Annotated in this window: 9 protein-coding genes; 5 read left to right on the top strand and 4 right to left on the bottom strand. The window is 69.5% G+C overall.

Annotated elements, in window-relative coordinates; all coding sequences use genetic code 11:
* Positions 1–4: 4 nt before the first annotated feature.
* Complete coding sequence (locus IPI43_16415) at positions 5–2,506, bottom strand: ATP-dependent Clp protease ATP-binding subunit (GenBank protein MBK7775690.1); 2,502 nt, start codon at positions 2,504–2,506, stop codon at positions 5–7.
* A gap of 222 nt (positions 2,507–2,728) precedes the next feature.
* On the opposite strand from IPI43_16415, the gene IPI43_16410 reads away from it, so the two are divergent.
* Together IPI43_16410 and holA are read left to right on the top strand one after the other, a co-directional pair.
* Positions 2,729–3,265 (top strand): hypothetical protein, encoded by a 537-nt coding sequence (locus IPI43_16410; GenBank protein ID MBK7775689.1) that lies wholly within the window; start codon positions 2,729–2,731, stop codon positions 3,263–3,265.
* A gap of 10 nt (positions 3,266–3,275) precedes the next feature.
* The gene (gene holA, locus IPI43_16405; protein MBK7775688.1) at positions 3,276–4,280 is read left to right on the top strand and encodes a DNA polymerase III subunit delta; all 1,005 of its coding nucleotides are present in this window, start codon (positions 3,276–3,278) and stop codon (positions 4,278–4,280) included.
* Between the two features lie 75 nt (positions 4,281–4,355).
* Here holA and rpsT read toward each other — a convergent pair whose 3' ends face one another.
* Positions 4,356–4,616 carry a 30S ribosomal protein S20 gene (rpsT, locus tag IPI43_16400; protein MBK7775687.1) on the bottom strand — a complete coding sequence of 87 codons (261 nt, stop codon included), beginning with the start codon at positions 4,614–4,616 and terminating at the stop codon, positions 4,356–4,358.
* 208 nt (positions 4,617–4,824) lie between these two features.
* On the opposite strand from rpsT, the gene IPI43_16395 reads away from it, so the two are divergent.
* Positions 4,825–7,428, top strand: coding sequence for an MMPL family transporter (locus tag IPI43_16395; protein MBK7775686.1), 2,604 nt, complete (start codon positions 4,825–4,827; stop codon positions 7,426–7,428).
* An 18-nt stretch (positions 7,429–7,446) separates the two neighbouring features.
* On the opposite strand, the gene IPI43_16390 is transcribed toward IPI43_16395, so the two are convergent.
* Positions 7,447–8,355, bottom strand: coding sequence for an Hsp33 family molecular chaperone HslO (locus IPI43_16390; GenBank protein ID MBK7775685.1), 909 nt, complete (start codon positions 8,353–8,355; stop codon positions 7,447–7,449).
* 99 nt (positions 8,356–8,454) lie between these two features.
* On the opposite strand from IPI43_16390, the gene IPI43_16385 reads away from it, so the two are divergent.
* Together IPI43_16385 and murJ are read left to right on the top strand one after the other, a co-directional pair.
* Complete coding sequence (locus tag IPI43_16385; GenBank protein MBK7775684.1) at positions 8,455–9,486, top strand: isocitrate/isopropylmalate dehydrogenase family protein; 1,032 nt, start codon at positions 8,455–8,457, stop codon at positions 9,484–9,486.
* Between the two features lie 17 nt (positions 9,487–9,503).
* The gene (murJ, locus tag IPI43_16380; GenBank protein MBK7775683.1) at positions 9,504–11,108 is read left to right on the top strand and encodes a murein biosynthesis integral membrane protein MurJ; all 1,605 of its coding nucleotides are present in this window, start codon (positions 9,504–9,506) and stop codon (positions 11,106–11,108) included.
* 3 nt (positions 11,109–11,111) lie between these two features.
* On the opposite strand, the gene IPI43_16375 is transcribed toward murJ, so the two are convergent.
* Entirely contained in the window at positions 11,112–11,738 is a 627-nt protein-coding gene (locus IPI43_16375) for a VTT domain-containing protein (GenBank protein MBK7775682.1), read from the bottom strand.
* Positions 11,739–11,763 lie beyond the last annotated feature (25 nt).

Here is an 11,763-nt window from a genome sequence, read left to right as displayed (position 1 = left end):
TCCTTCACTGAGCCGCGTCGCACTCGCTGCCCTCGCGCTCGAGCCGGATCTCGGCTCCCACGCCCGTGAGGCGCACGGTCTCGCCAGCCAGGAAGTCTCCGCGCAGCATCATCTCGGCCAGCGGGCTCTCGATGAGCCGGCCCACCAGGCGCTTCATCGGCCGCGCGCCGAGGGCCGGATCGAAGCCGCCCGCGCGCATGAGCGCCGCGATGGCGCTGTCGTCCCAGCGCAGCCGCTGGTGACGCTCCGCCAGCATGCGAGACGCCAGGCCCGTGAGCATGCGCCGCGCGATCTCGCGCACATCCGTCTCGGTCAGCGACCCGAACCACAGCGGCTCGTCGATGCGGTTCCACAGCTCGGGGGGCAGCGCCGCGCGGGCCGCCCCGATGGCGCGCGCCTCGACGCCGCGGTCGACTTCTGCGCTCCCGGAGTCGCCACCGAAGCCGATGCGGCTCGCGCTGGCCGGCGCGCTCGCGCTGCTGGCACCCAGGTTCGAGGTCATCACGATGATCGTGTTGGTGAAGTCCACGGTGCGCCCGCGCGCATCGGTGAGGCGCCCTTCGTCCAGCATGGGCAGCATGGTCAGCAGCACCTCGGGGTGCGCCTTCTCGATCTCGTCCAGCAGCACCAGCTGGTACGGCCGCCGTCGCACGGGCTCCGTGAGCTGCCCGCCCTCTTCGTGCCCCAGGTAGCCCGGAGGCGCGCCCAACAGCTTGGCCACCGCGTGCGCCTCGCTGAGCTCGCTCATGTCGATGCGCGTCATGGGGGTGCCCGGGAAGAACACCTCGCTGATGGCCTTCGCGGTCTCGGTCTTGCCCACGCCCGTGGACCCCAGCAACAGGAACGTGCTCATGGGGCGCTTGCCCAGGAAGCCCGCCGCGCCCTTGCGCAGCGCATCCGAGATGCGCTGGAGCGGCCGAGCGTGACCCACCACGCGCTCGCTCAGGTGGCGCTCGAGGGCCAGCAGCTTGTCCGAGTCGCGCAGCAGCAGACGCTCGAGTGGCACGCGGGCCTCCTCGGCGATGACGCTGGCCACGGCCACGTCGTCGACCACGGAGCCGCCGCGCCGGCGCACCCGCGCAGCCGCTAGGTCCAGCACGCCGATGGCCTTGTCCGGCAGGCGTCGCTCGGGCAGGTAGCGCACGCTCAGCTCCACCGCCGCGCGCAGCGCGTCGGGATCGTACGCCACGGCGTGGTGCAGCTCGTAGCGCGGGGCGATGCCCTTCAGGATCTCGATGGTGAGCGCAGGCGACGGCTCATCCACGTAGACCGCGGAGAAGCGCCGCGCGAGGGCGGGGTCACGCTCGAAGTACTTGCGGTACTCGGCCTCGGTGGTGGCGCCCACGCAGGGCAGCTCGCCACGCGCGAGCGCAGCCTTCAGCTCGTGGGCCAGATCGTCGGGGCCCTCGCCGCCACCGATCACCGCGTGGATCTCGTCGATGAACAGGATCACCCGCCCCTCGGTGCGCGCGACCTCTTCCTTCAGCACCCGCAGCCGCTCGGAGAGCGCGCCACGCACGCCCGTCCCGGACACCAGCGCGCCCGCGCTCAGCTCGATCAGCATGCGGTCCTCGAGCCCACGGACTTCGTCGCCTCCCGCCACCAGGCGCAGCGCCAGGGCCTCCACCACCGACGTCTTGCCCACCCCAGCCGGCCCGACCAGCACGGGGTTGTTGCCCCGCCGGCGCGCCAGGATGTCCAACAGCCGGTCCACCTCGGCCTCACGCCCGATGACCGGATCGATGCCGCCGCTGGCCGCGAGCGCGGTGAGATTGCGGCCCAGCTGCGCCAGTGTGGGGCAGAGCTGCTCGTCCAGCTCGAACGCTTGAGATGGCACGACGGGGAGCGAGTGCACGCCCGATGCCGCCTCCACGATGTCCACGGCGTGGACCATGGCGAGGTTGCGGGTCGCCGGGTCGGCCGGGAATTCCGAGGGACGACCGCGCCGCGCCTTGGGTCGCGGATCGGTGGGCTGACGCTGCGCCACCGGCTGCCGGCCGCGCGGATCGCTGGCCGGAGGGTGATCGCGACGCGGCGGCGGGAGGCGGCTCGGCGTGCGCGCGGCGCTCGGCAGCGCGGGAGGCTCGGGCAGCGGGAGCGGGGCACCCAGGGGTCGCAACCCGGCGGCTTCGCTGACCAACGTGGCCAGACGCTCCACGTCCACCCCCGCGTCCTGCAAGGCGCGAGCGGCAGCGGCGCGACGGTCCCGCAGGATCGCCTCGAGCAGGTGCAGCCCGCTGGCCCCGACCGACTGCGCGGCCGCGAGCTTGTGCGCGCGCTCGAACGCCCGCTGCACGCTGGATGCCGACTCGCCGAGGTCCCGCGACAGCAAGCCGAGCAGCGTCGCCTCGTTCAAGCCCGACGAGGCCAGCAGGGGGCCCGTGTCGGACTCTCGGTGCATCAGCACCAAGAGCACGTGCGCGGTCGAGACCGAGTGGCCGCGCCTACGTGCTTCATGTCGCGCCTGCGCGACTATCCCGTTCACGCCACCACCGACGCCAGACATGGCACCTCCAAATGCATGCCCCGTGGCACACACGATGAGAGGCGCATATCGCGACTCGGCCTGCTTCTCCAAATTATCGGCGGAAGAAAACTGCACAGGTGAATCAGTCACGGTCTTGGACGTCCCTGCGGGACGCGCCACGGGACGTTCCCACCCCAGCCTTTTCTGGTAGGCTGCCGGCGCCCCTCTTCCCTGTTTCGACCCGTGAGGATGAAGACCGTGATGAAACGCACCCTGACCGCCGTGCTCGCGCTCACCGCGCTCTCCCTCGGCATCTGGACCCTGCGCCCGGAGCCCGTGGACGCTCAACGCGCCAACCGGCCGGCGGTGTACATCACTCAGGCCACGGTGCCCCGCAACATGGAGGTGTCCGCGCTCGTCAACTTCGGTCGCTCCCACGCGGCTCGGCGCCTCAACGAGACCACGGGTGTGCCGCTCAACGAGCGCATGTGGAACGCCAAGCTGATCATCAACTTCGGCCGGGCGCTCGGGGACGTGCAGTACGACGTGCTCTACTACGACGTCACGCAGCGCCGCACCCTGATCACCACGCAGGAGATCTTCGTGAACGACCGCACCCAGCAGGCGTTCGTGAACCCGGTGCGCTTGCGCCGTCCGCAGTTCTCGCCCGGCCAGAAGCTCGAGATCGTGGTCACCCTGCGCCATCGCGAGGTCGCGAGCACCCGCACCGAGCTGAGCGGCGAGGTGCCCCAGAACTCGGGCGAGGTGGACTTCACGCAGGGCGGCGAAGCTCCCTGAGACCCTGCACGTGACCACTCCCCTGACGCTGAGCCAGGTCATCGCCGCGGCGCGTGACGGGCGCTACCAGCCCGTGCACGTCATCGTGGGCGAGGAGACGCTGCTCATCGAGCGCGCCGTTGGCGCCCTGCGCCGCGCGGTGGTGGGGGACGGCATTCCGGGCTTCAACGACGACAGCTTCGATGGCCGCAGCCTAGACGCCGGCACGGTCATCGGTGCCGCGCGCACCATGCCCATGATGAGCGACGCGCGCTTCGTGCTGGTGCGCAACGCCGACGCGCTGTCGGCCAAGGACCAAGAGAGCCTGGCCGCGTACCTGGACGCGCCCTGCAGCTCCGCCTGCCTGGTGCTGGTGGCGGCCAAGCTGGACGGGCGCGGCAAGCTGGCCAAGGTGGCAAAGTCGTCGGGCTGTCTGAACAACGCCCCGGTGCTCAAGGGGTCGCAGCTGCGCGACTTCGCGGTGGCCGAGGCCCAGCAGCGTGGGCACACGCTCGCGCCGGACGCCGCGCAGGCTCTGCTGGACGCCATCGGCGAAGATCTCAGTGGCCTCGATGACGCCATCGAGCGCCTCTCCCTGTACGTTGGGCCGGGCCAGCGCATCGGCCTCGAGTCGGTCGAGACCTGCGTGACCCGCGTGCGCACCGAGTCCATCTGGAGCCTGGTGGACGCCATCAGCGTGAAGAACACCTCCCTCGCGCTGGGCGCCGCGTCATCGCTGTTGGCCGACCGCGAGCCGCCGCTGAAGATCCTGGCCATGGTGTCCAGGCAGCTCAGGATGATCGCCAAGATGCGTCAGGCGCTGGGCAGCGGGCTCTCGGCCGAAGACGCCGCCCGCGAGGCCGGCGCGCCGCCGTTCAAGGCCCGCGAGCTCGAGCGCGCGGCGCGGCGCTTCACGCTGCCGCACCTGGCCAACGCCTTCAGCGTGGTGTCCGAGACGGACGGGCTCCTCAAGGGGAGCCGGAGACCCGACGACGCGCTGCTGCAAGAGGCGGTGTTACGCCTCTGCGCCCCGTGAGCGCGAACGCCGGGTGGCGGAACCGAGCCAAGAACCGAGGGCGGGCGCTGCGTTTGCCGCTAGCGCCAGCCGGCTTCAGAGGCCCGCGACCTGCGCGCTGAGGCGCGAGATGTAACGCGAGCCAGTCTTGCGGTGGTAGACGCCCTTCGAGACCGCCATGTCGATGCGACGGATGGCGTCAGCCAGCGCGGTGGACGCGGCGGCCTTGTCGCCGGACTCGATCGCGAGGCGGGCGGTCTTGACGAACGAACGGACGGTCGAGCGGACGTGCTTGTTGCGCTCGGTGCGAACAATGGTCTGCTTGATGCGCTTCTTGCTGGAATCGTGATTGGCCACGCGGGGACTCTCCTAATAGGGGGCAGTGTCTAGCCGGCGGGCCGAGCGAAGTCAAGCGACCTCCGCCTCGGCGTGCCCTGCGACTCCGCGCTTGCAAGGCCCCCGGATTCCGCGTCATATCGCACTCCGTGTGTGTGGATGAACAGGCGGCCGGCCGCGCCATGAAATCAACCGAGGCGCCCCCGGGCGTGCTCCAAGGGCCTAGCGCGTGCTGAACTGGCTTTCCTACGTTGTCACCCGCCGGCGAGGCCTGGTCCTCCTGGTGACCGCCATCGCCACCATCGGCCTCGGCATCCAGATCCCGGACATCCAGGCAGATCCCGCGCCCGAGAACCTGATCTCGTCGTTCGAGCGGGAGGGGGAGGACGTTGCCGCCCTCTTCCACACCCACTTCGGGACGCGTGAGAAGGTCATCGCGCTCCTCATCCAGACCGACGACGTGCTGGCGCCCGTGCCGCTCGGCTACATGCACGAGCTGACGTTGTCGTTCCGGGAGCAGCCGTGGGTGGAGAGCGCCGACAGCATCACCACCCTGCCCTTGCCTCGCCGGGTGCGGGACCAGAGCCCTGAGCCGAGCGGGGAGTCGCTCGAAGACCTCGGTGATCTCGGGGACGACGCCGTGCCCGAGGGCGAGAGCCTGGACGACCTCGCCGACCTCGAAGGCGAGGAAGCGGAAGGCGAGGGAGAGGGCGACTGGGCCGAGTCCCAAGACGACTACGACCAAGAGATGGTCGACGCCCTGCTCGACATCATCGAGAGCTATCCCACCTACTTTGAAGGCGGGCTGGCGCGCGTTGGCCCCGCGCTGGCCACCGAGCTGCGCGTGGACCCCGTCATCACGGGCACCGACGTCTCTGCGGCACAGGCCAGCGAGATCGCCACCGCGGTGGATCAATCGCCGCTCATCATCGGGCGCCTCATCAGCGCGGACCACACCGTGGCCGCCGTCGCCGTGCGGCTGAAAGACATGAGCCCGCGCGAGATGCACCGCGCGGTCGAATCGATGCGCGCGCATCTGGCCAACCACCCCGCACCCGACGGCGTGCAGGTGCACATCGGTGGCCTGCCCTACCTGCGCGCCAACATGGTGGAGAAGATGCGCAGCGATCAGCTGACGCTGATCCCCATCACCCTGCTGGTGTGCGTCCTGTTGCTCTACTTGAGCTTCCGCTGGCTGCCGGGCGTGCTGCTGCCGCTCGGCGCGGTGATCATCACCACGCTGATGACGCTGGGCGGCATGGTGGTCGTGCACGAGCCCATGAACGTCATCAACAACATCATCCCGGTGTTGTTGATCATCATCGGCATAAGCGACTCCATCCACATCATCGGTCGCTATCGCGAAGAGCTCGGGCGCACGCCGGACCGCGACGAAGCCGGACGAAAGACCGTCCACGCCATCGCAGTGGCCTGCTTGCTCACCTCGGCCACCACGGCGGCCGGCCTCGCTTCTCTGGTGGTCTCTCGCACCGTCATGCTCCGGCACTTCGGGGTCACCGCCGCCGTGGGCGTCATGCTGGCCTACGTCGTCACCATGTTCTTCGTCCCGTCCATCATGACGTGGGTGAAGGCACCAAACCAAGCCTCGAAGGAGTGGGGCGGCTGGCTAGAGGGCGGCATCATGCTGATGACCGCCCGCATCCTGCGGCGCCCTGCCCTGACTCTGGTGGGAACGGTGTTGGCGCTCGGAGGCCTCACGTACTTGTCGCTGGGCGTCGAGGTGGACCACGCGCTGCTCGACCAGTTCGACACGGACGACGACGTCTACATCACCACCCGCCTGCTGGAAGAGAAGCTCGATGGGGTTCGTCCGCTCGAGATCGTGCTGCGCTCCGACACCGAGGGGGCCTTCTACGACCCAGCCGTCATCGCGCAGATCGACACGGTGCGGGACTGGGCCGTGGCACACCCCGAGGTCATCACGGGGCTCGGTCACGCGGACGTGCTGCGCGCCACGCTGGCGCTGCTGGCGGGCAACGATCGCATCCGCCAAGAGCCCTTCCCGGATGCGCGAGCCGTCCGCGCGCTGCGCATGGCGCTGTCGAAGCGTGACAAGAACCCGCTGACCAACTGGGAGGCCAACGACGGCCGGATGGTGCGCCTCCAGCTCATGGTCCGTGACGTGGGGGCCCAGGCCACCATGACGCTGATCGACGCTCTCGAGGTCGAGCTGGACCGCGTGTTCCCGGAAGGCAGCGGGGTGACCTATGGCTTCACCGGGGAAGCCCACGATGGCTCCCGCGGCCAGCGCGCGGTGGTACGCGACCTGGGTTCCAGCCTCGCCACGGCCATCGTGATCATCTTCATCCTGCTCACGCTGCTGTTCCGCAGCGTGCGGCTCGGCCTGCTGAGCATCCCGCCGAACTTGATCCCCCTGCTGGGCACGCTGGCCTACATGGTGGTGCGTGACATCCCGCTGAACGCGGCCACCGTCATCATCTTCAGCATCAGCCTGGGCCTCGGGGTGGACGGCACCATCCACGTGCTGGCGCGCTACCGCGAAGAGACCAAGCGCGGCCTGCGCAGCAACGCGGCGCTCATCCGCGCGTCACGCGGCACCGGTCGCGCCATCGTGGTCAGCTGCCTGACGCTGATGGCGGGCTTCTCCGTGCTGCTGATGAGCTCGTTCGTGCCCGTGCGGCACTTCGGCGAGCTCATCGCCGTGACGGTCGCGCTCAGCCTCGTGGCCACCCTGATCGTCCAGCCGGCGCTGCTGTCGGTGGCGGGTCTCAGCCGCAGCGTGCGCGCAGCTCATCGCGAAGAAGACGCCCGCATCGCCGCCGCCATGAAGCGCAGCCGCGAAGGCGACTGAATCAGGCTCGAGCGGACGTCAGTTCTCGGTGAAGTCGCCTGGCGTGCGGCGCGCCTTCGTGGCGGCCACGGCCTCCAGCTCCGGGATGCTGACCATGTAGGGCGTCCCGCAGTGGTCGCAGCTCATGTCGAGCTCGTCGCCCGCCTCGATCAGGCTCAGCAGGTCGTCGGCGCCCAGCGTATGCAGGCTGGCCATGACGCGCTCCTTGCTGCAGTTGCACCCGAAGCGCAGCGGCGAGTCTCCCAGGAGCGTGTAGTCCATGCCGTAGAAGATCTCCTCCACGAGGTGGTCCGGTGACGCGTCGTGCAGGCGCAGGCGCTCCGAGATGTCCTGGAAGTCCTCGAGGCGAAACGTCATCAGTGCCAGGGCACCCTCGCGCTCCTTGTACTCCGGCAGGATCTGCACGAGGTAGCCGCCCGCCGCCACCACCTCGCCCTGTGCGCCGAGCACCACGTCCACGGCCACCATGGTGGCGATCTGCTCGGAGGACTGCATGTAGCTCATGAACCCCTCGGAGATGTTTCCGCTCTCGGGCATCTGGACCACGCCCCGGTGCAGGTCCCCGTTGGGCAGGCTGCGGATCATCTGGAGCATGCCTCCCTCGAGCTGCACCCGCTCCCCGGTGGTGCGGTGCGAGAGGCCACGAGACCAGCCCTCCGGGTTCGAGTCGGCCAGCAAGTGTCCGCTACCCGCTGCCCCCTGCAGCGCGAGCTGCACGCGCAACGTGGGCGCCATGGTCTCCCGATACAGCACCGCCGCCGCCACCAGCTGGCCCAACTGGCGGGCGCCCTCGCCCTCGAGCTTCTGGGCCGCGACCACGCCGCGCACCGTGTCGGTCACGCGCGCCGCGATGAGGCGAAAGGCGCCGTCATCGGTCATGGCGCGCAGCGCTCGGTCTTGGGCGGCGGTGTTTCCGGCAGAAGTCATGACCCTTGATAGCTGTCGGACCGCTTCGTCGCAATTCCCAGGGCCGGGCTGGCGGAGTAACCTCCGGGTACTCCCTCTTCCCAGACCCCGAAGGACCCCATGACCCAGCACACCGTCGTTCTGATCCCCGGAGACGGCATTGGCCCCGAGGTCTCCGATGCCGTGAAGCGCCTGTTCTCCGCCGTGAACGCCCCCGTCGCGTTCGAGGAGCACCACGCTGGCATCGCCGCCCTGGCCGACAGCGGCGAGGTGCTCCCGAAGACCACCACCGACGCGATTTTGAAGCACGGCGTGGCGCTCAAGGGCCCGTGCACCACGCCGGTGGGCAAGGGCTTCACGTCGGTGAACGTGCAGCTCCGCAAGCAGCTCGACCTCTACGCGGCGGTGCGGCCCATCCGCAACCTCGAGGGCGTCACCACGCGCTTCAGCGGCGTGGACATCATCGTGCTGCGCGAGAACACCGAGGGCCTCTACAGCGGCATCGAGAACGTGGTGACCGAGGGCGTGGTCACGTCGCTGAAGGTGGCCACCGAGAAGGCCTGCCGGCGCATCGCCGACTACGGCTTCGCCTTCGCGCGGGAGCGCGGCCGCAAGAAGATCACCGTGATGCACAAGGCCAACATCATGAAGCTGAGCGACGGGCTCTTCCTGCGCTGCGCACGTGAGGCCCGCGAGCAGGGCGGCTACACGGACATCGAGTACGACGAGCTGATCATCGACGCCGGCTGCATGCGGCTGGTGCAAGACCCCACGCGCTTCGACGTGCTGCTGCTCGAGAACCTCTATGGCGACGTCATCAGCGACTTGTGCGCCGGGCTCGTGGGCGGCCTCGGTGTGGTGCCGGGGGCCAACTTCGGCACCAACGGGGCCGTCTTCGAGGCGGTGCACGGCTCGGCGCCGGACATCGCGGGCAAGGGCATCGCCAACCCGCTGGCGTTCATCATGAGCGGCGTCATGATGCTCAACCACCTGGCCGAGTCGCGCGCCGATCCGGCTTGTGCCAAGGCCTCGGAGCGCATCAAGACGGCGTACAACCAGGCCCTCGCAGATGGCCAGAAGACCGGCGACCTGGGCGGCAAGCTGAACACCATGGGCTTCGTCGAGGCCCTGGTGGACAGACTCCCCGCTTGAAGCAAGATGCTCCGAGCGTGAGCTCGCCCCCCGTACCGGCCCCCGAGCCAGAGTCCAGCGCCGTCGCTCGGCGGGCGGGGCTCGTGGGCGTGGGCATCTTGGTGTCGCGCTTCCTCGGCGCCCTGCGCGATGTGGTCATCGCGGCCACGTTCGCCGTGGGGCTGACCGACGCGTTCTTCATGGCGTTCACCATCCCCAACGCGCTGCGCGTGCTGTTCGGCGAGGGAGCTGCGTCGGGCGCGTTCGTGCCGGTGCTCACGGAGGCGCGCGAGAGAGAAGGCAACGCGCGCGCGGCCACGGTCTTCGGTGGCCTCATGCGGATGATGGTGCCCATCCTGGTGCTGGTCACCCTGCTGGGCATCGTGTTCGCGGGCCCGGTGGTGTTGGCCTACGCGTCGGGCTTCGACGCCGAGCGCTTCGAGCTGACGGTCGAAATGACGCGCTGGGTGTTCCCGTACATCTTCCTCATGGGCGTGGCGGCGTTGGTCACCGCCGCGCTGCACTCGCGCAAGTCGTTCACGGCGCCCGCGCTGTCCCCGGCGCTGCTGAACGTGGCGCTGGTGCTGGCGTGCTTGCTGGCCGTGCCGGCGCTCCACGCGCTGGGGTTGCCCGCGTGGTACGCACTCGCCGGCGGCGTGCTGCTGGGCGGTGTGCTGCAGGTGGCGGCCCAGTGGCCCGCGCTGCGCCGCCTGGGGTTCGGTCTGCTGGCCCCCGGCAGCCTGCGCGACCCCTACGTGCGGAAGGCCATGCGGCTGCTGGCGCCCCTGCTGCTGTCGCTGGGGGTCTACCAGCTCAACCTCATCTTTTCGCGCCAGTTCGCGAGCCACCTGGGGCGCGGGCCGGTCAGCTGGCTGTGGTACGCCCAGCGCCTGGTGGAGATCCCGCAGGGCATGTTCGCGCTCGCCATCGCCTCGGCTGCGCTCCCGTCACTGAGCGAGATCGTGGCGCGCGGTGACCGGGAGCAGGGGCTCGAGCTGTTCCGCGCCACGCTGCGCATGACGCTGTTCGTGGCCATCCCCTCCACCGTGGCGCTGGCCGTGCTGGCGCTCCCCATCGTGGCCGTCCTGTTCGGCCACGGGGCCTTCTCGTCCACCGACGTGCAGGAGACGGCCTACGCGCTGGTGTTCCTGGCGGCCGGGATCTGGGCCATCGCCGCCGTGCGCACGGTGGTGCCCATGTTCCACGCGCACAACGACACCAAGGCCCAGGTGGTGGCCAGCCTGATGAACCTGGTCGTCTTCGCCTCAGCGAGCTGGCTCTTGATGGGCAGCATGCGCCACGCCGGCCTCACGCTGGCCACGTCGCTCGCGGGGGTGGCCCAGCTGGGGGTGCTCCTCACACTGCTGCGGCGCCGCACGGGGCGGCTGGGTCTCGGTCGAGTCGTGGCGGCCAGCCTGCGCATGGGTGTGGCCAGCGCGGTCATGGGCGGAGTGCTGTTCGCGTTCACGTTCTCGCGGCCGTGGCTGACCCATGCCATGGCCCCCACCCAGCTGCTGCTGCTGACGATGGCGCTGGTGCTGGGTGGCCTCAGCTACCTGGGGGTGGCGCACGTGCTGGGCGTGGAGGAGGCATCCACCTTCACGCGCGGCGTCCTGCGTCGGGTCCGACGCAAGCGGGGCTGAGGGCTAGAGCGCTTCGTCAGTCGCTGGCTCGCTCGCGCTTGCCTCGTCCGCCGGTACCTCGCCTTTGCGCGCCTTGAGGTGTGCCCGCAGGGCAGCGATGGCCGGCGGCAGCACCGAGACGACGATGATCAGGTAGACCACCTTCTCGATGTCCTTCGCGCCGAGCACCTGGCCCAGGTAGTACCCCAGGAACGTCATCGAGAAGACCCAGCCGATGCCTCCGCACACGTTGAACATGAGGAAGCGTCGGTAGCTCATTTGCCCGATGCCCGCGACGATGGGCGCGAACGTGCGCGCGAACGGCATGAAGCGCGCCAGCACGATGGTCTTGCCGCCGTGCGTCTCGTAGAACTTCTGCGTGGCGATCAGGTAGTCGCGCCGGAAGAAGAAGCTCTGCTCGCGATTGAACAGCCGTGGGCCCGCCTTGTAGCCCATGGAGTAACCGACCGCGTCTCCGATGATGGCGGTGACCGAGAGCACCACGTTCATGAGCAGCAGGTTGGTGAACGTGGGCAGGGCCAGCGGGTTGATCTGGTTCGCGTTGACCAGCACCCCCGCAGTGACCAAGAGCGAGTCGCCCGGGAGGAAGAACCCGATCAGCAACCCCGTCTCGGAGAAGATGATCGCCATGAGGACGGGGTAGCCGCCCCAGGTG

Source organism: Sandaracinaceae bacterium (assembly GCA_016706685.1).
Lineage (GTDB): Bacteria > Myxococcota_A > Polyangia > Polyangiales > Houyiibacteriaceae > JADJJE01.
The sequence above is the reverse complement of the archived record's forward strand: the minus strand, read 5'-3'. Positions and strand labels throughout refer to the sequence as shown.